The organism is Mycobacterium sp. E787 (genome assembly GCF_001668725.1).
Classification (GTDB): Bacteria; Actinomycetota; Actinomycetes; order Mycobacteriales; family Mycobacteriaceae; genus Mycobacterium.
Genome location: NZ_LZKL01000064.1, coordinates 1 through 22,972, shown reverse-complemented (window position 1 = coordinate 22,972; position 22,972 = coordinate 1). Strand labels below are relative to the sequence as shown.

Annotated in this window: 10 protein-coding genes and 1 pseudogene; 9 read left to right on the top strand and 2 right to left on the bottom strand. The window is 71.9% G+C overall.

Annotated features, from left to right (window positions below):
• Positions 1-7 precede the first annotated feature (7 nt).
• Positions 8-1,648, bottom strand: a complete 1,641-nt coding sequence (locus tag A5705_RS13510; protein ID WP_068278107.1) for a (2,3-dihydroxybenzoyl)adenylate synthase — start codon at positions 1,646-1,648, stop codon at positions 8-10.
• Positions 1,649-1,744: 96 nt separating this feature from the next.
• Here A5705_RS13510 and A5705_RS13505 point away from each other — a divergent pair, with 96 nt between their 5' ends.
• From A5705_RS13505 to A5705_RS13465, 9 genes are all read left to right on the top strand, one after another.
• Entirely contained in the window at positions 1,745-5,992 is a 4,248-nt protein-coding gene (locus tag A5705_RS13505) for a non-ribosomal peptide synthetase (protein ID WP_068278105.1), read from the top strand.
• A complete protein-coding gene (locus A5705_RS13500) occupies positions 5,982-7,301 on the top strand; it encodes a polyketide synthase (RefSeq protein ID WP_068278103.1) in 1,320 nt (439 codons plus the stop codon). The genes A5705_RS13505 and A5705_RS13500 overlap by 11 nt, the downstream gene beginning before the upstream one ends.
• Positions 7,301-10,312 (top strand): mycobactin polyketide synthase MbtD, encoded by a 3,012-nt coding sequence (mbtD, locus tag A5705_RS13495; RefSeq protein ID WP_068278097.1) that lies wholly within the window; start codon positions 7,301-7,303, stop codon positions 10,310-10,312. Before A5705_RS13500 ends, mbtD begins: the two co-directional genes overlap by 1 nt.
• Positions 10,305-15,479, top strand: a complete 5,175-nt coding sequence (locus tag A5705_RS13490) for a non-ribosomal peptide synthetase (RefSeq protein WP_068278096.1) — start codon at positions 10,305-10,307, stop codon at positions 15,477-15,479. Before mbtD ends, A5705_RS13490 begins: the two co-directional genes overlap by 8 nt.
• Positions 15,476-19,834 carry a non-ribosomal peptide synthetase gene (locus A5705_RS13485; protein WP_197521269.1) on the top strand — a complete coding sequence of 1,453 codons (4,359 nt, stop codon included), beginning with the start codon at positions 15,476-15,478 and terminating at the stop codon, positions 19,832-19,834. The genes A5705_RS13490 and A5705_RS13485 overlap by 4 nt, the downstream gene beginning before the upstream one ends.
• Positions 19,831-21,129 (top strand): NADPH-dependent L-lysine N(6)-monooxygenase MbtG, encoded by a 1,299-nt coding sequence (gene mbtG / locus A5705_RS13480; RefSeq protein ID WP_068278094.1) that lies wholly within the window; start codon positions 19,831-19,833, stop codon positions 21,127-21,129. Before A5705_RS13485 ends, mbtG begins: the two co-directional genes overlap by 4 nt.
• Positions 21,107-21,322 carry an MbtH family protein gene (locus A5705_RS13475; RefSeq protein ID WP_068278092.1) on the top strand — a complete coding sequence of 72 codons (216 nt, stop codon included), beginning with the start codon at positions 21,107-21,109 and terminating at the stop codon, positions 21,320-21,322. The genes mbtG and A5705_RS13475 overlap by 23 nt, the downstream gene beginning before the upstream one ends.
• Positions 21,323-21,428: 106 nt before the next feature.
• Positions 21,429-21,902, top strand: coding sequence for a hypothetical protein (locus A5705_RS13470; RefSeq protein WP_067876564.1), 474 nt, complete (start codon positions 21,429-21,431; stop codon positions 21,900-21,902).
• A gap of 140 nt (positions 21,903-22,042) precedes the next feature.
• A complete protein-coding gene (locus A5705_RS13465; protein ID WP_067876567.1) occupies positions 22,043-22,546 on the top strand; it encodes a hypothetical protein in 504 nt (167 codons plus the stop codon).
• On the opposite strand, the pseudogene A5705_RS28140 reads toward A5705_RS13465, so the two are convergent.
• Positions 22,540-22,818: pseudogene (locus A5705_RS28140) on the bottom strand (RNA polymerase subunit sigma-70); the annotation flags it as partial. The gene A5705_RS13465 and the pseudogene A5705_RS28140 sit on opposite strands and share 7 nt — an antisense overlap.
• Between the last annotated feature and the right edge of the window lie 154 nt (positions 22,819-22,972).

Here is a 22,972-nt window from a genome sequence, read left to right as displayed (position 1 = left end):
CGCGCCGTCATCGCCCGGCGAGTCGACGCACGATCGCTTTCTTGTCGATCTTGCCGATCGGCGTGACGGGCAGCGCCGGCATCGCGACCAGCGCGTCGGGCCGGGCGTGGGCGGCCACACCGCGCTCGTCCAGGTGGGCGTTCAGCTCCGCGAGGGTGATCGGTTCTCCGGTGAAAACAACTGCAGCACAAACTTTTTCGCCCAGGTAGGGATCGGGCAGTGCGACAGCGGCCGCCGAACGGATCGCGGCATGACTCGCCAAGTGCTCCTCGAGTTCGGCCGCCGCGATGGTCTCGCCGCCGCGGCAGATGACATCCTTGACCCTGCCCGTGACCACCAGGTAGCCGTCGTGTCGGCGGCGGACGAGGTCGCCACTGCGGTAGAAGCCGTCGGGATCGAAGCAGCGCTCGTTGTCGCGCTCCGCGCGGAAATACCCGTTGAGCGTGTACGGTCCGCGCACCAGCAGCTCGCCCTCTTCGCCGGGCGGCACCGGCTCGCCCGCGGCGTCCACGATGCGCACTTCGTCGTCGACGCACAACGGTCGCCCCTGGGTGTTCTCGACGATCTCCGCCGGGTCATCGGGGCGGGTGTAGTTCAGCAGGCCTTCCGCCATCCCGAACACCTGCTGCAGGCCCGGAGTCAGAGCGGCGCGCACCCGGCGGGCGTCCGCCGGTTCCAGCCGCGAGCCGCCAACCTGTAACAGCCGCAACGATTTCGGTGTCGCCGGCTCCCAGTCGCAGGCCTGCGCCCACAGCGTGGCCAGCGCGGGCACCAGCGCGGTGACCGTGACGCCGTGGCGCTCGATCGCGGCGAAGGCGGCCTCCGGGCTGGGGTCGGTGCCGAACACCGTCGCGGCGCCCACGGACATGGCGCCGAGCAGGCCGGGGCAGGCCAGCGGGAAGTTGTGGCCCGCGGGCAGCACCGCCAGGTAGACGTCGTCGCCGCCCAGCCCGCAGACCTCGGCGCTGGCGGTCGCGTTGAAGAGGTAGTCGTCGTGGGTGCGGGGGATGAGTTTGGGAGTGCCGGTGGTGCCGCCCGAAACCAGCAGCAGGGCAGGTGTTTCCGGATCAGGCGGCGGCACTGGGGGCTTTCCGGCGGTTTCGTCGCACAGGTGCGTCCACGGGGTGAATTCCGCGGGGTCGCCGTCGACGACGACGTGCGTAAGCGCGGGGTGCTCGGCCATCAGACCGCGCGCCATCGCCCGGTGGTCGAAACCGCTTGCGGTGTCCGGGATTATGAGGCCGGTCGCATCGCTGACCGCGGCGAAGTGGGCCAGTTCGGTGGCCCGGTGGCCGGGCAGACACAGCACCGGGATCGCGCCCGCCCGCAGCAAGCCGAACAGCGCCACCGCGAACGAGCAGCCGTTCGGCAGCTGAAGCAGCACCCGGTCGCCCGGTGCGATGCCCAGCCGCCCCAGCCCGGCCGCGACGCGATCGGCCCGCGCGTCGAGTTCGCCGAAGCTCAACCCGGTATCCGCCGCGGCGTCGACGACAGCGCGCCGGCGGGGCCAGCGGCGCGCCGCGTCGGTCAGCAGGCTGTCCAGCGGGCGTCCCGCCCAATAGCCCTTCGTCCGGTAGGACGCGGCGCGGTCGGCCGGGAACGGCACGAATCCCCTCGGGCCCGGACGCCGCGGTGGGTTCGGTTCCATCGGACTCCTGGGTGGGGGGTGGTAGCGGCGCGCAGGTATCGAGGATAGGGTAACCAGACAACTTAGGGCAGCCTTGGCTAATTAAGGGAGGGTTTCGTGGTGCGTGCCCCGGCGTGCTCGGAGGACATCCGGGCGGAGGTGGCCCAGCTGCTCGGCGTAAGCGCCGACGCCATCGACCCAGGTGGCAACCTCATCGGCCAGGGCCTGGACTCCATCCGGATGATGACGCTGGCCGGTCGCTGGCGCCGGGGCGGCGTCGCCGTCGACTTCGCCACGCTGGCCGCGGCCCCCACGATCGAGGCCTGGTCCGAGCTGGTTACCGCCGCCGTGCCGGCGCCCACCGCCGAGCCTGCGGACCCACTCGTCGACGCCGCCGCGGACGCCGGCGACGCTTTCCCGCTCGCCCCGATGCAGCACGCGATGTGGGTCGGGCGGCAGGACAACCAGCCGTTCGGCGGGGTGGCCGGGCACCTGTATGTGGAGTTCGACGGCGGCCCGATCGACCCGGACCGCCTGCGCATCGCGGCCACCCTGTTGGCGCGCCGACACCCGATGCTGCGGGTGCGGTTCCTGCCCGACGGCACGCAGCGCATCCGCGCCGACGACGGCGGTGAGTTCCCGGTCGCAGTGGTCGACCTGCGCGGCGCGCTCGACCAGGGGGCCGACGTCATCGAGCGGCGGCTGGCAGCCCTGCGCGACGCCAAATCGCACCAGCAGCTCGACGGCGCCGTGTTCGAACTGACGTTGACGCTGTTGCCCGGCGATCGCTCCCGGCTGCACGTCGATTTGGACATGCAGGCCGCCGACGCGATGAGCTATCGCACCCTGATGGCCGACCTGGCCGCGCTGTACCTAGGCCGCGACCTTCCCGAATTGGGTTACAGCTACCGGGAATACCGCCAGGCCGTCAACGCGGCGGACGCGCAGCCGCGACCGGACCGCGACGCCGACCGGGACTGGTGGGCGCGGCGGATCCCGCGGCTGCCCGACGCGCCGGCGCCGCCATCGATCGGCGGCCGGGGCTCGCGGACCAGCACCCGGCGCTGGCACTGGCTGGACCCGGACACCCGCGACGCGCTGTTCGGCCGTGCCCGGGCCCGCGGCGTCACCCCGGCGATGACGCTGGCCGCGGCGTTCGCCAACGCGCTGGCCCGCTGGTCCGGCGCGCGATTCCTGTTGAACGTCCCGCTGTTCGGGCGCCGGCCGCTGCACCCCGACGTCGACCTTCTGGTCGGCGACTTCACCTCCTCGCTGCTCCTCGACGTTGATTTCAGCGACCTGGCCGGCGCAAAAGACACCGCGGCGGCGCGGGCGCACGCCGTCCAGGACGCCATGCGGACTGCCGCCGCCCATTCGGCCTACCCAGGGCTGTCGGTGCTGCGCGACCTCAGCCGACATCGCGGCACCCAGGTGTTGGCGCCGGTGGTCTTCACCAGCGCCCTCGGTCTCGGGGAACTGTTCAGTGCCGACGTCACAACGCAATTCGGCACGCCCTCGTGGATCATCTCCCAGGGGCCCCAGGTCCTGATCGACGCTCAGGTCACCGAGTTCGAGGGCGGGGTCCTGGTGAACTGGGACGTGCGCGACGGCGTCTTCGCGCCCGGTGTCATCGACGCGATGTTCGCCCACCAGATCGACGAACTGCTGCGGCTGGCCGCCACCGACGAAGCCTGGGACGCGCCCGGCCCACCGGCGCTGCCGGAGGCGCAGCGCGCGGCGCGCGAGGCGGCCAACGCCCGCACCGCCGAACCCAGCGGCGAAGCCCTGCACGACGGGTTCTTCCGCCGGGCCGAGCGGCAACCCGACGCGCCCGCCGTCTTCGCCGGCTCGGGAGACCTCACCTACGCGCGGTTGCGCGATCAGGCGCTCGCGGTGGCCGCGGCGCTGCGGGCGGCCGGGATCGGTGCCGGCGACGCCGTGGCGGTGATGGGCCCGAAGACGGGCGAACAGGTGCCCGCGCTGCTGGGGATCCTGGCCGCCGGTGGTGTCTATCTGCCGATCGGCGTCGACCAGCCGCCCGACCGCGCGGAGCGCATCCTGAAAACCGGTGGCGTGAGACTCGCGCTGGTGTGCGGGGGGCGGCCGCTGTCGCTGCCGGTGCCGGCGCTGGTGCTTGCCGAGGTGCTGCGCGACCCGCCATCCGAGATCGCGCCCGCCCCAACGGATCCCGCGGGGCTCGCCTACGTCCTGTTCACCTCGGGGTCGACGGGCGAGCCCAAGGGCGTCGAGATGACGCACGACGGCGCCATGAACACGGTCGAATTCCTCACCCGCCACTTCGGCATCGGTACCGACGATCGGTGCCTGGCCCTGTCCACCCTGGAATGCGACATGTCGGTGCTCGACGTTTTCGCCACGCTGCGCGCCGGTGGGGCGATCGTGGTGGTCGACGAGGCGCAGCGCCGCGATCCCGACGCGTGGGCCCGGCTGATCGACACCCACCGGGTCACCGTGCTGAACTTCCTACCCGGCTGGCTGGAGATGCTGGTCGAGGTCGGTGGGGGCAGGCTGTCGTCGCTGCGGGCGGTGCCGACCGGCGGCGACTGGGTGCGCCCCGGGCTGGCCCGGCGACTTCGGGCCCTGGCGCCCGGCGTGCGGTTCGCCGGGCTGGGCGGCGCCACCGAAACCGCGGTGCACGCAACCATTTTCGAGGTGGACGATGACCTGCCCGACGACTGGACGGCGGTGCCCTATGGCCGGCCGTTTCCCAACATCGCCTGCCGGGTGGTCGGTGAGGGCGGCGCCGACTGCCCCGACTGGGTGGCCGGCGAGCTCTGGGTGTCCGGCCGCGGCATCGCCCGCGGCTACCGCGGGCGCCCCGAGCTGACCGCCCAGCGCTTCGTCACCCACGAAGGCCGGATCTGGTACCGCACCGGCGATCTGGTCCGCTACTGGCCGGACGGCAACCTGGAGTTCGTCGGCCGCGTCGATCACCGCATCAAGGTCAGCGGGTATCGCGTGGAACTCGGCGAGATCGAGGCCGCCCTGCGGCGAGTGCCCGGGGTGCGCGCCGCCGTGGCCGCCCTGGTGCCCGCGCCCGGCGGCGCCCAGGTGCTGGCCGCGCAGGTCTGCCTCGACGGCCCCGCAGTGCCCGCCCGGCGAATTCGCGACTATCTGGCCGATCTCGTTCCCGCCCAAATGATTCCGGCGCATGTGTCGACGGTTGAGCGCATCGCTTTCACCGACGGCGGCAAGCTCGACCGGCGTGCGGTCGCCGCCCGGCTCGCCGCGGCGGTGGCCGAGCGGTCCCCCGGGGCGCCCTGCGAGGCGCCGCGGACGCAGCTGGAACGGGCGCTGTGCCACATCGTCGCCGGGCTGCTCAACCGCGACGCCGACGCGGTGGGCGTGCACGACGACTTTTTCGCGCTCGGTGGCGATTCCGTGCTCGCGACGCAGGCGGTCGCGGGTATCCGGCGGTGGCTCGATTCGCCGGGCCTGATGGTCGCCGACGTCTTCGCCGCCCGGACCGTCGCCACCCTGGCCCGCTTGCTCGTCGGTCGGGAGACCGACGACGCCCGGCTCGAACAGGTGGCCGACGTGTACCTGGAGATCGCGGGCATGTCGAGCGTCGAGGTGTTGTCCGCGCTGGAAGTCGGACCCGCGCCGGCGCCGCGGGAGTTCCGGTCCTGGGTAAAGCGGTTCACCGGCGGGGCCGGGCGCGGCTCGGTGGTGGTGTTCCCCCACGCCGGTGGTGCCGCCGCGGCGTACCGGCCGCTGGCAAAAGCGCTGTCGGCCAACGGTGTCGATGCCTTCGTGGTGCAGTACCCGCAGCGGGCCGACCGGCGGCACCACCCGGCGCACGGCGGCATCGAGGAGTTGGCGCTCGAGCTTTTCGAAGCGGGCGACTGGGCGTCGGCGGCTCCGCTGAGCCTGTTCGGGCATTGCATGGGGGCGGTGGTCGCGTTCGAGTTCGCCCGCGTCGCCGAACGCCTCGGGGTGCCGGTCCGCGTGCTGTGGGCCTCGGCCGGGCAGGCCCCGTCGACGGTCGGCGCGCACGGGCCGCTGCCGACCGGCGAGAGCGGCGTGCTGGCGGACATGGTGGATCTCGGTGGCACCGAACCCGCCCTGCTGGAGGACGAAGAATTCGTCGAGCTCCTGGTGCAGGCGGTGCAGGCCGACTACCGCGCCCTCAACACCTACGCCTGCGGTCCCGACGTGCGCATCGCCGCCGACATTCACGCGGTGGGTGGCGCCCGCGATCATCGCATCACCCGGGAGATGTTGACCGGCTGGGAGACTCACACGTCCGGCCAATTCACGCTGTCGCATTACGACGGCGGTCACTTCTACCTCAACGATCACCTGGACGCGGTGGCCCGGATGGTGAGCGCCGATGTCCGATAGCGATCCCGTCGACCCGGTTGTGGTAGTCGGGCTGGCGCTCGAGGCACCGGGCGGGGTGGAAACCGCCGACGAATACTGGGCGTTGCTCGCCGAACAGCGCGAGGGACTCGGCCCGTTTCCCACCGACCGCGGCTGGGCGCTGCGCGAGCTTTTCGACGGGTCACGGCGGGACGGATTCAAGCCCATCCACAATCTCGGTGGCTTCCTCGCCGGCGCAACGGCATTCGATCCCGAGTTCTTTCGGATCTCGCCTCGCGAAGCCACCGCGATGGACCCCCAGCAGCGCGTCGCGTTGCGACTGGCCTGGCGCGCCCTGGAGAACGGCGGGATCAACCCCGACGCTCTGGCCGGCCACGATGTGGGCTGCTACATCGGCGCTTCAGCGCTCGAATACGGTCCCGCGCTTTCCGAATTCTCCCACCACAGTGGGCATTTGATCAGCGGTACGTCGCTGGGTGTCATCTCGGGGCGCATCGCGTACACGCTGGACCTGGCGGGGCCCGCGCTGACGTTGGACACCTCGTGCTCCTCGGCGCTGACCGCGTTTCACACCGCGGCGCAGGCGATTCACGCCGGCGACTGCGACATGGCCCTGACGGGCGGGGTCTGCGTGATGGGAACCCCGGGCTATTTCGTCGAGTTCTCCAAGCAGCACGCGCTGTCCGATGACGGCCACTGCCGGCCCTACAGCGCGCACGCCAGCGGAACCGTATGGGGCGAGGGCGCCGCCATGTTCGTGCTGCAGCGCCGGTCCCGCGCGGTGGCCGACGGCCGGCGCATCCTCGCCGAGCTGCGTGCCAGCTGCCTGAACTCCGATGGTCGAAGCAACGGGCTGACGGCCCCGAGCGGAGACGCGCAGCTGCGGCTGTTCCGGCGCGCCCTCGCCCGGGCCGGGGTCGAGCCCGTCGACGTCGGAATGGTCGAAGGGCACGGCACCGGCACCCGGCTCGGTGACCGGACCGAACTGCTGGCCTTGGCGGGCAGTTACGGCGCCGCGCAGGCCGGGCGCGGACCGCTCCTGGGATCGGTCAAGTCCAACATCGGGCACGCGCAGGCCGCCGCGGGCGCGCTGGGTCTGGCCAAGGTCATCCTGTCGGCCCGGCACGAGGCGATACCCCCGACCCTGCACGTCGACGAGCCGAGCCGCGAAATCGACTGGGAGAGACACGGTTTGCGGTTAGCCGACAAGCTGACCCCGTGGCGGGCCGTCAACGGGTGGCGAACCGCGGCGGTGTCCGCGTTCGGGATGAGCGGCACCAACGCCCATGTGATCGTTTCGATGCCCGACACCGGCTGCGGGGCCGCCTGATGCCCCTCAAACGGCTGCCCGACGGTCGCGTCCCGGTTTTGCTCAGCGCCCACGCCGACGAACTCGTGCCTGCGGACGCCCGCGCGATCGCCGACTACCTCGACCGCTTCCCGGAAACTACCGTGGCGCAGGTGGCGCGGCAACTGCGGGGGACCCGGCGGGTCCGCAGGTTCCGTGCGGTGGTCCGGGCCGCGGACCGGCGCGAGCTGGCCGACGGCTTGCGCGCGCTGGCGGTCGGGCGCGAGCATCCGCTGGTCGCCAGGTCGGCGCTGAGCGCGGCGCCCCGACGGGCGTTCGTGTTCCCCGGCCAGGGCGGTCACTGGCCGGGCATGGGCGCCGCCGCCTACCGGACGCTCGACGCTTATCGGACCGCGGGCGATGCCTGCGTGGCCGCGTTCGAGGAAGCCGGCGTCGCATCGCCGCTGCGTTACCTGACGGCCGACGGTGTCTCGCAAACTTTTTCCGAGGTCGAGGTCCAGGCAGCGCAATTTGTCCACGCGGTCGCGCTGGCCGACGTGTGGCGTTCGTGCGGCGTGGTACCCGACCTCACCATCGGGCAGAGCCTGGGAGAGGTCGCCGCCGCCGTCGTCGCTGGCAACATCACGGTGCCGGATGCGGTCGGGGTCGTCGCCGCGCGTGCCGAGGTGGTCGACCGCCTTCCGGGTCGCTACGCGATGGCGACGCTGGGAGTGGGCGCCCGGGCGGCGGGGGAGCTGATCGCGGCCGCCGACGGCTGGGTGGAGCTGTCCGTGGTCTATTCCGCCTCGACCGTCGCGGTCTCCGGCGATCGCGACGCGGTGCTGGCCGTCGTCGACGCCGTTCGCTCCGACGGTCGGTTCGCCCGCGAGATCCCCGCCGGGTTTCCGGGCCATACCAGCCTGCTCGAGCGGCTGCGCGACGAATTCGCGGCGCGGCTGCCGGACTCCGAATTCGCCGAGGCCCCAGCGCGATTCATCGGCGGCACCACCGGCGACGTGGTGGCGCCGGGCACCCGGCTTCGCGACTACTGGTATGCCAACCTGCGTAACACGGTGCGGCTGGACCGCGCGTTCGAATCGGCGATCCGGTGTGGCGCCGGGGCGTTCATCGAGTTGTCGGCCCACCCCGCGCTGTTGTTCTCGATCGGTCAGATCTTCGAGTCACGCGAGGACCCGGCGGTGCTGGTGGGATCGGCTCACCGGGACGAGCCGTTGGGTGACGCGCTCTCGGCGAATATCGTCACCGCGGCGGTGGCCGATCCCGGTTACCCTTGGGGCGACCACCTGGACCTCCTGGCCGATGATGTTGCGCTGCAAGGCTTCCCGAACGCACCGATGCGCGCGATTCCGATGTGGGCGCATCCGGAGCCGCTGACGGCACCGCCTCGGTTGCCCGGGCTGACCGTCGCCCTGGAGCACTGGGATCCCGCGCCGCGGACCACCACACCGGTTCCGGGACCGCCGGCGCGCCTCGCGGTGGTCGACCTCGGCGGTGACGGCCCGCCGGCCCGCGCGCTGCGCGCGGCGTTCGCGTCGCACCCCGCGACCGAACCCGGCGCACCGCACGACGCCGAGATCGCCGTGGTGATCGCGCCGCGCTTCGACGGCGCCGACGCCGGCCGGGCCGCCGAGACCCTCACGAAACTGATCGGCTCCGGTCAGCTCGACTATGCGCAGGCGCTCGGTCCGCGTTGCCACACCGTCTGCCTGGTCACCGCGGGCGCCGAGCGGGTCGGCGCTCGGGACGCGCCGCCGTCGCCCGTGCCCGCCGCGCTGGCCGCAATGCACCGCAGCATCGGATTCGATTACCCCGAAAAGCGTTTCACCCACCTCGACCTGCCGCCGGGGGAGCTGGCGCCGGCCACCGGCGTCGCGGTCGTGGAAGCGGCTCTGTCCGGGCTGGGTGCGGCGGCGCTGCGCCCTTCCGCCGGCCGGCACGTGCTGTTCGAGCGGTCCTTCCGCGACGCGCCCGCCGCATCGCAATGGTTGACCGACTCGTGCCTGCTCGACGACGTGGTGATCACCGGCGGCGCCGGCGCGATCGGCATGCACTACGCCCGCCACCTCGCCGAGCGTGGTGCGCGGCGCATCGTCCTGCTGAGCCGCCGGCCCGCGGACCCCGCAGTGCTGAAGTCCTTGACGGCCCGGTACGGCACCGAGCTGGTGTCGCCGCCGTGCGACATCAGCGATCCGGCCCAATTAGCCTTCGCCGCAGCGGAATACGGCGCCGCGGGTGCCTCGCTGATCGTCCACGCCGCCGGCGTTGCCGCGTTCGGTGCGCTCGCCGGCTTGACCGAGGCCGCCGTCGCCGACACCTTCGCCGCCAAGGTCGGCGGCCTTGCTCGGCTGGTCGAGCTGTGGCCGGCTCGGCCCGATGCCCGCATGCTGGTGTGCTCGTCGGTGTCCGGCGTGTGGGGCGGGCGGGGACACGCTGTTTACGCGGCGGCCAACCGGCTGCTGGATGTGCTGGCCGCCCGGGTGCGCGCCGGGGGCAGGCAGTGCATCGCGGTGCGGTGGGGCCTGTGGCAGGGCTCCGCCGACTCGGGCCGCAGCATGGCGGATACGGCCGTGGTGGCCGACATCGAGCGGGCCGGGCTTCGCCCGATGGCGCCGCGCGCCGCGATCGAGGCGAGCCTGCGCGACTGGCATGACGACCCGCTGGTGTTCGCGGCGGATGCGGCCCGGCTGCAGATGTTTCTCGACGGCGGCCGGTCCGCACAGCCAGCGCGGGCAACGGAAGTCGCCGCGCACGGTTCGGCCGAGGTGTCGGTGGTCGATGCGGTGCGCACCCAGTTGGCGGCGGTGCTCGGAATCGCGCCGCCCGCCGAGGTGAACCTCACCGAATCGCTCTTCGATCTGGGCGTCGACTCGATGCTGGCACTGGACCTGCGCAGGCGACTCAAACGGACGATCGGCCGGACGGTGCCGCTGGCGATGCTGATGGGCGAAATCACCGGCGACGAACTCGTCGACACACTCGGGGCCGCCGGGCGGCCCGAAACGGCACAGAAGGTGGACATTTCGCGTGACTGACATCGCCGACACGGCCCGCCTCGAGCTGCTTCGGCGCAGGCTCGCCGAACGCGGTCTGTCGGGCGGCAACGAGGACGCCGATCTGCACGCCGACGATCGGCTCTCCGCCGGCCAGGCCCGCATGTGGTTCGCGCAGCTGGCCGACCCGAGTGGCGCGCTGCTCAACGTCTGCGTCTCCTACCGGATCACCGGCGACGTCGACGTCGCCCGGCTGCGCGACGCCGCCAACGCGGTGGCGCGCCGTCACCGCATCCTGCGCACCACCTACACCGCCGGCGACGACGGCGATCCGCGGCCCACGGTGCACGACGATCTGCGCCCGGGGTGGGCGGAACACGACCTGACCGGCCTGTCGGAGCAGGCCCGCCGGCTCCGGCTGGAAGTGCTGGCGCAGCGCGAATTCAGCGCGCCCTTCGACCTTTCCGCCGACGCGCCGGTGCGAATCACCGTCGTACAAACGGCAGCCGACGAACGCGTGCTGCTGTTGGTGGCCCACCACATCGCGTGGGACGACGCCTCCTGGCGGGTGTTCTTCGCCGATCTCACCGGCGCGTATCAGGGGGACCGGCTGGAGCCGCACCGCCCGTCACCGTCGGCCGGACCGGACACCGGCGACGCCGATCTCGACTACTGGCGCGCCGTGATGGCCGATCCGCCGGAGCCACTGGAACTGCCCGGTCCGGCGGGCACCAACGTGCCGACCAGCTGGCGCGCCGCCCGTGCGACGCTGCGACTGTCCGATGGCACCGCCCAACGGGTGAGGTCGACAGCGCGGGACGCCGGCTGCACCCCGTACATGGTGCTGCTGGCCGCCTTCGGGGCCCTGATACACCGCTATACCCACTGCGACGACTTCCTGGTGGCCACGCCGGTGCTCAACCGTGGCGCCGGAACCGACGATGCCATCGGGTATTTCGGCAACACGGTGGCGATGCGGCTGCGGCCGCGTCCAACGATGAGCTTCCGCGAGCTTCTGACGTCGACCCGGGACGTCGCCGCCGGCGCGTTCGCGCATCAACGGGTCGACCTCGACCGCGTGGTCCGCGAACTGAACCCCGACCGCCGGCACGGCGCCGAACGACTGACCCGCGTCAGCTTCGGATTTCGCGAGCCGGATGTCGGCGGATTCCGGCCGCCCGGCGTCGGATGCGAGCGCTACGACCTGCGCGGCAACCTCACTCAGCTGCCGCTCGGCTGCATGGTCGAATTCGACAGCACCGGTGCGCTCATCGAGGCCGAGCATCTGCTGGAGATTCTGGAACCCGCGCTGGTCCGCCAGATGTTGGATCACTTCGCCGTGCTGCTCGATGACGCCCTGACCGAACCGGACAAGCCGTTGGCCGCCCTCGAGCTGCTCGGCGAGGCCGACGCCGCGTGGCTGCGTGAGGTGTCGCGCGGCGAGGCGTTCGACACCCCGCCCGCGACCCTCGCCGATCTGGTGTCCGAGCGGGCCGCGCGGACCCCCGATGCCGTCGCGGTGGTCCACGAGGGCCGCCGGCTCAGCTACCGCACCGTCAACGAGGCGGCAAATCGGCTGGCGCACTGGCTGATCGGACGGGAAATCGGTAGCGAGGACCGGGTCGCCGTGCTGTTCGACAAGACACCGGACCTGGTCGTCACCGCGGTGGGCATCGCCAAGGCCGGTGCGGTGTACGTGCCCGTCGACCCCACCTACCCGCGGGACCGGCTCGAATTCATCCTCGACGACTGCGACGCGGCGCTGGTGCTGCGCGAGCCGGTGACCGACCTGGCCGGCTACCGTTGCGACGACCCCACGGACGCCGACCGGGTCCGGCCGCTGCGTCCGGACAACACCGCCTACGTGATCTACACCTCGGGAACCACCGGGCGGCCCAAAGGAGTCGCGGTGCCGCACCGCCCCGTCGCGGAGTACTTCGTCTGGTTCGAGGGCGAGTACGGGGTCGACCAGACCGACCGGCTGCTGCAGGTCGCCTCGCCAAGCTTCGATGTGTCGATCGCCGAGATTTTCGGCACGCTGGCCTGCGGCGCACGGCTGGTGATCCCCCGCCCCGGCGGGCTGAGCGACATCGGTTACCTCACCGGCCTGTTGCGTGACGAGGGAATCACCGCAATGCATTTCGTGCCGTCGCTGCTGGGGCTGTTCCTGTCGCTGCCGGGCGTCAACCAGTGGCGCACGTTGCGGCGGGTGCCCATCGGCGGCGAGCCGTTGCCCGGCGAGATAGCCGACAAGTTCCACGCCACCTTCGACGCGCTGCTGCACAACTTCTACGGCCCGACCGAAACGGTGATCAACGCCAGCCGCTACCCGGTGGAGGGCCCGCAGGGCACCCGCATCGTGCCCATCGGCCGGCCGAAGATCAACACCACGATGCACCTGCTGGACGATGCGCTCCAGCCGGTGCCGGTGGGTGTCATCGGCGAGATCTACCTGGGTGGAACGCATCTGGCGCGCGGGTATCATCGTCGCGCCCGGCTGACCGCGGAGCGCTTCGTCGCAGACCCGTTCAATCCCGGGGCCCGCATGTACCGAACGGGAGACCTGGCGCGCCGCAATGCGGAAGGCGACGTCGAGTACGTGGGCCGCGCCGACGAACAGGTCAAGATCCGCGGCTTCCGCATCGAACTGGGCGACGTGGCCGCGGCGATTTCGGTCGATCCCACGGTGGGGCAGGCCGTGGTGGTGGTCAGCGACTTGCCGCGGCTGGGCAAGAGCCTGGTCGGTTACGTGACGCCCGCGGCCGGCGACGACGGGAGGGCCGGGGTGGACCTCGACCGCATCCGGGCCCGGGTGGCGGCGGCGCTACCCGAGTACATGGTGCCGGCGGCATACGTCGTGCTCGACGAGATTCCGATCACCGCGCACGGCAAGATCGACCGCGCCGCGCTACCGGATCCCGAGGTAGGCTCCGGCGTCGCGTTCCGTGAACCTCGAACGCCCACCCAACGGCGCGTCGCCGACCTGTTCGCCGAGCTGCTCGGCCGCGACCGGGTGGGCGCCGACGACTCGTTCTTCGACCTCGGCGGCCACTCCCTGCTCGCCGCCAAACTGGTTGCGGCGGTGCGCAACACGTTCGGGGTCGACATCGGCGTTCGCGAGATCTTCGAACTCGCCACGGTCGAAGGCATCGCCGGACACCTCGACACGCTGGATCGCGATTCGGCGCGGCCGCGGCTGGTGGCCGCGAGACACGACGGGCCAGTGCCGCTGTCGTCGTCGCAGCTGCGCAGCTGGGCCACCTACCGCTTCGACGGGCCCTCCGCCGTCAACAACATTCCGTTCGCCGCGGCGTTGCGCGGCCCGTGCGACGCCGATGCGCTGGCGGCGGCCATCACCGACGTGGTGGCGCGGCATGAGATCTTGCGCACCACCTATCGCGAAATCGACGGCGTGCCGCACCAGATCATCCATCCGCCCGCCGAGGTGCCGGTGCGGCGCGCCGGCGGGCCCGACGAGCGCTGGCTGCGGGCCGAGCTGGACCACGAGCGCCGCTACGTCTTCGATCTCGAGTCCGAGTTGCCGATCCATGCCGCGCTGCTGCGCATTCCGGGGCAGACCGCGTTGTCGTTGGTGGTGCATCACATCGCGGGTGACCATTGGTCGGCCGGGGTGCTGTTCACCGACCTGCTGACCGCCTACCGGGCCCGCAGCATCGGGCAGTCGCCGTCGTGGGAACCGCTTGCGGTGCAGTACGCGGACTACGGCAGGTGGCAGGCGGCGCTGCTGGACGACGGGGCTGGTATCGCCGGTCCGCAGCGCGACTACTGGGTCCGGCAACTGAAGGGGTTGCCGACGGAAACCGGTCTGCGCCCGGACTTCCCGCGCCCGGCCTCGCTCAGCGGTGCCGGTGACGCCGTGGAGTTCGGCCTCGGTCCGGCGACGCGGGCGAAGGTGACCGCCCTGGCCCGCGATGTCGGCGTCACCGAATTCATGCTGCTGCAAGCCGCCGTCGCGGTGACGCTGCACAAGGCCGGTGGCAGCGACGACATCCCGATCGGCACCCCGGTGGCCGGCCGCGACGAATCCGAGCTCGACCGGCTGATCGGGTTCTTCATCAACATCCTGGTACTGCGCAACGACCTGAGTGGCGACCCGACGCTGCGCGAGGTGCTGGGCCGGACCCGGGAGATGGCGCTGGCCGCATACGCGCACCAGGATCTGCCGTTCGACCGGGTGGTGGACGCGGTCAGCCCGGTCCGGTCACTGTCGCGCAACCCACTGTTCGACGTGGTCGTGCACGTTCGTGACCGGCTGCCGCAGGACCACGTCATCGACGGCGGACCGGCCGGCGGCACCACCTTCACCGCCCTGGAGCCGATCTTCGACGTCGCACACGTCGACATGTCGGTCAACTTCTTAACCTCCCCCGAATCCCAAGTGGGCTACCGCGGCCACATCATCTTCCGCCCCGAGCTCTACAAGCGCGGCACCGCGTGCCGGTTCGCCGAGTGGCTGGTCCGCGTCGTCGAGGCGTTCGCCCACCGCCCGGAACAACGGCTCAGCCAGGTGGAGATCGCCGGCGCGCAAGAGCGACAACGCATCCTGGAGCGCTGCACAGCGGGCGACGGCCCGGCGCGGGCCTACCTGCTGGACGCGTGGCTGAATCCCGTCCCGGTGGGTGTGGTGGGCGACGTCTACTACGGCGGCGGACCGGCCGTCAGCGCCCGCATGGCCACCCCCTCGCTGACCGCGACCCGCTTCGTCGCCGATCCCTTTGCCGCCCGGCAGGGTTCGAGGCTCCACCGCACCGGCGAGCGCGGAGTGTGGCGTGACGACGGCCAACTCGAGCTCTTGGCGGCCACCGAAACGCCCGCAGCGCCGCCGCAGACGGCGCCCGCCGCGGGTCCGGCCCAACCGCCCGCCACCACCACCGAGCGCGCGCTGACGGCCATCCTCGTCGAGGTTCTCGACGCCGCGGAGGTCGGGCGCGACGACGACTTCTTCGGTCTCGGCGGGGACAGCATCCTCGCGGTGCGCGTGGCCGCGCGGGCGCGCGACGCCGGAATGCCGCTGACCCCGCGGATGGTGTTCGAACATCCCGTAGTGCACCGGCTCGCGGCCGCCATCGACGCCAAGTCGGACACCGAAACGGATTCCGCGGACATGCATCACGCGCCGATGAGCACGTCGGGGCTCTCCGCCGACGAGTTGGCGGCCCTCACCTCGTCCTGGGGCAGTCAGCCGTGACCCGGGCCGACGAGCGGCGGGCCATCGAGGACGTGATGGCGCTCACCCCGCTGCAGCAGGGGCTGTTCGCGATGACGGCCTTGACCGAAGCGCACGACGCCGACCCGTATGTCATCGCGATGGCCGCCGACGTGGCGGGCCCACTCGACGCCGCCCTGTTGCGACAGTGCGCCGCGACGATGCTGGCCCGGCACCCGAACCTGCGGGCCAGCTTCGTGCACGGCAACCTCAGCCACCCCGTGCAGGTCATTCCCGGCGCCGTCGAGGTGCCCTGGCGGCACGTCCGGGCCGCGCCCGCGGAGGTCGAGGCCTTGGCGGCCGAAGAGCGTGGCCGCCGCTTCGATGTGGGCCGTGGGCCGCTGATCCGCTTCCTGCTCATCGAATTGCCCTACAGCAGCTGGCATTTGGTTGTTGCGGCGCACCACATCGTGATCGACGGGTGGTCGCTGCCGCTTTTCGTCTCCGAATTGCTTGCCCTGTACGGGGCCGACGGCGACACCGCCGCGTTGCCGCCACCGCCGCGGCCGTATCGCGACTACATCGGCTGGCTGGCCGGCCGGGACCAGGCGGCCGGCCGGGCGCTTTGGGCCCAGCACCTGAAGGGCCTCGACGGCCCGACCCTGCTGTCGGCGGCGCTGACCGGCGGCCCGGCACCGCCGGGCATCCCGCGTCGCACCACGCTGCGGCTGAACCCCGAGGCCACCGCCGCGCTGGCCCGGGCCGCCCGCGCCCGAGGGGTCACGCTGAACACGCTGTTCCAAGTGGGCTGGGCGGCGATCCTTTCGGCTGTCACCGACCGCGGCGACGTGACGTTCGGGGTGACGGTGTCCGGCAGGCCCGGCGAATTGTCCGGCGTGGAGGCGATGGTCGGCCTGTTCATCAACACCGTGCCGTTGCGGGTGCGGCTGGATCCCCGTACGACGGTCGAAGCGCAATGCGTTGTCCTGCAACGTGACTCGGCCGCGTTGCGAGACCACAGCTATCTGGGGCACGCCGAATTGCGGTCCCTCGCCGGTGTCGGTGAGATGTTCGATACCCTGCTGGTGTACGAGAACTTCCCGCCCGGCGGCGTGGTGGGCGCCACCGAATTCGCCGCAAACGGTGTGACTTTCCGCCCGGCAACGCTGGAGAGCGTGTCGCACTTCCCGGTGACCATCGCCGCGCACGTCGGCGCGGGTGGGCTCGCCGTGCTCGTGGAGGCGCTCGACGGTGCGCTGGGCGCGATGACGCCGGCAGATCTGGGCGCGCGGCTGCTGGCGGTCGTGCAGCGCCTTATGGACAACTGGGACCGGCCCCTGCGCGAGGTCGACATCCTGCTCGACGGCGAGCGCGGCCCGAGCCGGACGGAGGCGCGCGAGACGGCGCCGGCGGTGCACGCCCGGTTCGCGGCAGTCGCTGCCGCACAACCGGATTCGATAGCGGTCAGCTGGCACGACGGCCAGCTGACCTACCGCGAGCTCGACGCGCGAGCCGACCGGCTCGCCGCCGCCCTGACCCGGGCCGGCGTGGTCGACGAGACCCCGGTCGCGATCGTGCTGCCGCGGGCCCCGGGCTACGTCGCCGCGATGCTGGCGATCCTCAAGGCCGGCGGCACGATCGTGCCGCTGGACCCGGCGATGCCGCCGGAGCGGGTGGCCGAGATCCTGCGCCAGACGTCGGCACCGGTCGTCGTCGACGAGAACCTGTTCACCGCCGTCGCCGACAGCCCCACACCGGGCGGCTATCGGCCCGCCGCGGTGCCGGCGGACCACGCGGCGTACGCGGTCTTCACCTCGGGAACCACCGGCACGCCCAAGGGTGTCATCGGCACCCACCGGGCGCTTTCGGCCTACGCCGACGACCACATCCAGCGCGTGCTGCGACCGGCCGCCGCGCGAGTCGGGCGGCCGCTGCGCGTCGCGCACGCCTGGTCTTTCACCTTCGACGCGGCGTGGCAACCGTTGGCGGCGTTGCTCGACGGGCACTCGGTGCACATCGTCGACGACGAACGGCAGCGCGACGCCGAGGCGCTGGTCGCCGCGATCGACCGGTTCGGTCTGGACATGATCGACACCACGCCGTCGATGTTCGCCCAGCTGCACAACGCGGGACTGCTGCGCCGGGTGCCGTTGGCGGTGCTCGCGCTCGGCGGCGAGGCGCTGGGCAGCACGGCCTGGCGGGCGATCCAACACGAGTGCGCCCGTACGGCGATGACCGCCTTCAACTGCTACGGGCCCACCGAGACCACCGTGGAGGCCGTCGTCGCCGCCGTCGGCCAGCATGCGCGACCGGCCATCGGGCGTCCGACCCGCAGCACCCGCGCCTACGTCCTGGACTCCTGGCTGCGTCCGGTGCCGGACGGCGTCGCGGGCGAGTTGTACCTGGCGGGCGACCAGCTGACCCGCGGCTACCTGGGGCGCGCGGCCGAGACCGCCGCGCGGTTCGTCGCCGAGCCGCGTGGGGGCGGCGGCCGCATGTACCGCACCGGAGACGTGGTGCGCCGCATGCCTGACGGCGGCTTGGAGTTCCTCGGGCGTCGTGACACTCAACTCAAGATCCGGGGCTTCCGCGTCGAACCGGGCGAGATCGCCGCGGCGCTCAACGCCCACGGCGGGGTGCGCGGCGCGCACGTGACCGCCCGCAACCACGTCAACGGCCCGCGGCTGACGGCGTACGTGGCGGGCGGGCCCCACCCGCCGGCGGCGGCCGAACTGCGTTCGATGCTGGCCGAGCGGCTGCCGCGCTACCTGGTGCCCCATCACATCGTGGTCCTCGACGAGTTGCCGCTGACCCCGCACGGCAAGATCGACGAAAACGCCTTGGCGGCAACCGGTATCGTGGCCGATGCGGTAACCCCTGCCGAGACGCCGACCGAGGTGGCGCTGGCCGCGGCGGTCACCGACGTCCTGGAGAAGACGGACATCGACGTCACCGCCGCCTTCCCGGAACTGGGCCTGGACAGCATCGCGGCCATCTCGGTAGTGCAGGCCGCCCGACGACGTGGCATCGCGCTGCGGGCCAGGCTGATGATGGAGTGTGAGACCATCCGCGAGCTGGCCGCGGTGATCGACGGCGGCGCCCAACATTCCCCGCCGGACGAACACGGTGGCCCGATCCCGTTGCTGCCCAACGCCCGATGGCTCTACGAGTACGGCGAACCGCGGCGCCTCGCGCAGACCGAAGCCATCCGGCTGCCCGACACCGTCACGCGCGAACATCTGCGCGCCGCGCTGGCAAGCATCGTCGACGGCCACGAGGTGCTGCGCAGCACGCTGGACCGCGCCGCGATGACGTTGATCGAAGGTCCCCGCGGGCACGTCCTCACCGAGGTGAACGTCGAAGACCCGCGCGCGTCGGTCGGCGCGCACGCCGCGGCGGCCGTGGAGCGGCTCGACCCGGAGCGGGGGACCCTGCTGGCCGCGCTGTGGCTGCGGCCGCCGAGGGGCCCGGGCGTGCTGCTGCTGGCCGCCCATGTCCTGGCGATGGACCCGGCATCCTGGCGGGTGGTGCTCGGCGAATTGGATGCCGCGCTAAGCTCTTTGGCTGCCGGCCGCCCACCCGCGCCGGTGCGCGAGCACACCAGCTATCGGCGGTGGGCCGCGGCGCTCGCCGTGCGGGCCCACCGGCTCGACACCGTCGGCTTCTGGCGCGCACAACTCGAGGGCGACGATCCAGACATCGGCTCGCGACGGATCCGGCCGGGCCGCGACATGGCCCGCGACCTGGTCGTCCGCACCACGCTGCTGGACGCCGAGACCAGCGGCCGGCTGATGAAATCTCAAGCGCCACTGGCCGATCTGCTCGTCGCCGCCACCGCAGCCTCGGTGACGCGCTGGCGGCGGGCGCGAGGCCAGGCCACGCCGCCGCCCCTGCTGGCCCTGGAGACCCACGGCCGCGCCGACGCCGTGCTGGACGAGCCGGGCCCGGGTGTCATCGACACCGGCGACACCGTCGGGCTGCTCAGCTCGATCTACCCGCTGCGGGTGGATCCGGCGCGGCGCGTGGGGGAGCAGCTCGCCGAAATCCAAGGCGACGGCATCGACTACGGCCTGCTGCGCTACCTGCGAGCCGACACCGCCGAGCGGCTCGCCGGCTTCCCGGGGCCTCAGCTGCTGCTGAACTACCTCGGCCCCGCCCACACCGCCGGCGGCACCGGGCTGCACCTCGACCGCGACCTACTCGCCGACGTGTCACCGGTGCCGGAGCCCGACCTCGCGGTGCGCCACGAGCTCACCATCCTTGCGGTCGTGCTCACAATGGGCGAACGGCGGGTCCTGGCGGCGCAGTGGCGCACGCTGCCCGACATTCTTGACGACGCGGATGTGACCACCCTGCAACGATTTTGGACGGATGCCCTCCGGGAGCTGGTGACATGAGCACGCTCGCGATCCTGGGCGCCGGAGCCAAGGCGGTGGCCGTCGCGGCCAAGGCTTCGGTGCTGCGCGACATGGGTGTTGAGGTGCCCGACATCGTGGCCGTCGACCGCATCGGCGTCGGGGGCAACTGGCAGGCCAGCGGCGGCTGGACCGACGGCGCGCACCGGTTGGGCACCAGCCCGGAAAAGGACGTCGGGTTTCCCTACCGTTCGGCGCTGGTGCCGCGCCGCAACGCCGAGCTCGACGCGCGGATGACCCGCTACAGCTGGCAGTCCTACCTGATCGCCACCGCGTCGTTCGCCGAGTGGATCGACCGTGGCAGGCCGGCGCCCACTCATCGCCGGTGGAGCGAGTACCTGGGCTGGGTCGCCGATCAGGCCGGCCTGAACGTTGTGCACGGCGAGGTCGAACGGCTGACCGTCACCGGCGACCGCTGGGCCCTGCACACCCACGAAACCAGGGTGCACGCCGACGCATTGATGATCACCGGACCCGGGCAGGCCGAAAAGTCGTTGCTGCCGGGCAATCCGCGGATGCTGTCGATCGCCCAGTTCTGGGACCGCGCCGCGGGCGAGGACCGGATCGGCGCCGAGCGGGTGGCCGTGGTAGGCGGTGGCGAGACGGCCGCGTCGATGCTCAACGAGCTTTTCCGGCACCGGGTTTCGACCATCACAGTCATTTCACCGCAGGTGACGCTGTTCACCCGCGGCGAGGGCTTCTTTGAAAATTCGCTGTTCTCCGACCCCACCGACTGGACGGCGCTGACGCTCGACGAACGCCGCGACGCGCTGGCCCGCACCGACCGCGGCGTGTTCTCGGCCACCGTGCAGGAGGCACTGCTGTCCGACGACCGCATCCGCCACTTGCGCGGCCGCGTGGCCCACGCGGTTGGCCGGGACGGCCAGATCCGTTTGACCCTGTCCAGCAACCGCGGCAGCGAAAACCTGGAGACCGTGCACGGTTTCGACCTGGTCATCGACGGCTCCGGCGCCGATCCGCTGTGGTTCACGTCGTTGTTCAGCCAAGACGCCCTCGACCTGCTCGAGCTCGGACTGGGCGGGCCGCTCACCGCCGACGCCGTGCAGGAGTCGATCGGCTACGACCTGGCCGTCACCGACGTCGCCCCAAAGCTGTTCCTGCCCAATCTGTCCGGACTCACCCAGGGCCCCGGTTTCCCCAACCTGAGCTGCCTCGGCCTGCTGTCGGACCGGGTGCTGGGCGCCACGGGGCTCTCAGCAGGCTCCGGCAAGAATCGAACGATGAGGAGAAGCGATGAGCACCAACCCCTTCGATGACGACGCCGGCGCGTTCTACGTGCTGGTCAATGCCGAGGAGCAGCACAGCCTGTGGCCTGCGTTCGCCGAGGTCCCGGCCGGTTGGCGCGTCGTGTACGGCGAGGCGAGCCGGTCGGCATGCCTGGACTACGTCGACGAGCACTGGGCCGACATGCGGCCGAAGAGCCTGCGCGACGCCATGGCGGCCGACTGAACAGCTAGTGTGCCCGTACCGTGACCCGCCCGAGACCGAGAACTGCAGTCACCGCGGGCAGAATCGCAACTCTGAGTTGACCCAGGGGGAGGACCTGACCATGGAAATGAACCGCTTGAAATCCTTGACCACCGGCGCGATAGCCCTGAGCGCGGCGGCCTTCGGCGCGCTGCCTGTGACTCCCGCCGCGGCCGCGCCGCTACCGCAGGATCCGCCGCCCGCGCCCGGCCTGCCGACCCCTGAGCAGCTGTCGAACCTGTGCAATCAGGCCACCGACCCCGGCGTGTCGTACACGACCAAAACCAACCTGGTGCAAAACGGGATCGCCCCGGACGAGGGCCACGTGGCCGACCACGACCTGCGAAAGGCGTACCGCAACGGAAACTTCCCCGAGACGTTCGCCGTGACGAACATTGCGCCGGCCGGACCCAATATGGCCCAGGCCGACGTCGCCATCTCGGGCCCGAAGTTCGCCGGGCCGGTCGAAAAGCACCTCGCGTTCGTCAACCAGGGTGGCAACTGGATGCTGCAGCACGACGCCGCGATCGCCCTGATACAGGCGGCGTCGGCGACGAACTAGCGACGCCGCGAACCTGTGCGCCCACAAAGGGGGCGCACAGGGTGCCCACACAACGTGGCCGTAACGTCACCGTGCCGTGGCGCGAAACAACAATCGCAAGCGGCACGCTGACACGATCCGTGCCCGTTGAAGGGGGAACCATGAAAACCGTCAAAATCCTTGCCGCCGGGGCTGCGGCCCTGGCCGTCGCCGGGGGAGCGGCCGCAGGTATCACGTCGCTGGCGGCGCCGGGCCCGCAAGCCTCGGTGCGCCTGATCGCGGTCGGCGCTCCGTTGCCGCAGGACCCGGCGCCGGCCGCGAGCATGCCGAGCGCCGACCAGTTGACCGGCCTGCTGAACAGCCTGGCCGACCCCAGCGTTTCCTTCGCCAGCAAGAGCAACCTGGTCGAAGGCGGAATCAGCGGGATGGAGGCGCACGTCGCCGACAAGAAGCTGCAGAAGGCGGCCAAGAACGGCGACCTGCCGCTGTCGTTCGGGGTGACCAACATCCAGCCGGCCGCGCCCGGGTCCGCCACCGCCGACGTCGCGGTCTCGGGTCCCAAGCTCACGTCGCCGGTCACCCAGAACGTCACGTTCGTCAACCAGGGCGGCTGGGTGCTGTCGCGCGCCTCGGCGATGACGTTGCTGCAGGCCGCCGGTCAGTGAGCGGGCCGCGGCCCGCGCAGGTCTAATCTTGCGATCCGTTCCGGGTCGGCCAGCACGTCGATCGCCGCGACCCGCCCATCGCGCACCAGAAACGCCATGACGGCCGTCGGCCGGCCGTCGACGTACACGACCGCCCCGGCGGCGCCGTTGACGGTGGCCGCGCGCACCTCGCGTTCGGGCGCCGCGTAGCCGCGGGCGAGCTTGGCCACCGCGGCCGCGCCCTCGGCACGGAACCCGGGGGCGCCCCGGCCGAAGTCGCCGCGCAGCGCGAGGCCGTCGACGCCTTCTTCGCGGCGGGGCGCGCCGGCGACTTCGACCGGCTGCTGTCCGTGCTGCATCCCGACGTGGTGCTGCGCGGCGACTTCGGCCGGGGCGCCCCCGGGTTCCGTGCCGAGGGCGCGGCCGCGGTGGCCAAGCTCGCCCGCG

Excerpts from the sequence above, each read along its gene's own strand:
- A5705_RS13510 (WP_068278107.1), bottom strand. The coding sequence starts at position 1,648 with ATGGAACCGAACCCACCGCGGCGTCCGGGCCCGAGGGGATTCGTGCCG.
- A5705_RS13500 (WP_068278103.1), top strand. The coding sequence starts at position 5,982 with ATGTCCGATAGCGATCCCGTCGACCCGGTTGTGGTAGTCGGGCTGGCG.
- mbtD (WP_068278097.1), top strand. The coding sequence starts at position 7,301 with ATGCCCCTCAAACGGCTGCCCGACGGTCGCGTCCCGGTTTTGCTCAGC.
- mbtG (WP_068278094.1), top strand. The coding sequence starts at position 19,831 with ATGAGCACGCTCGCGATCCTGGGCGCCGGAGCCAAGGCGGTGGCCGTC.
- A5705_RS13475 (WP_068278092.1), top strand. The coding sequence starts at position 21,107 with ATGAGCACCAACCCCTTCGATGACGACGCCGGCGCGTTCTACGTGCTG.
- A5705_RS13470 (WP_067876564.1), top strand. The coding sequence starts at position 21,429 with ATGAACCGCTTGAAATCCTTGACCACCGGCGCGATAGCCCTGAGCGCG.
- A5705_RS13465 (WP_067876567.1), top strand. The coding sequence starts at position 22,043 with ATGAAAACCGTCAAAATCCTTGCCGCCGGGGCTGCGGCCCTGGCCGTC.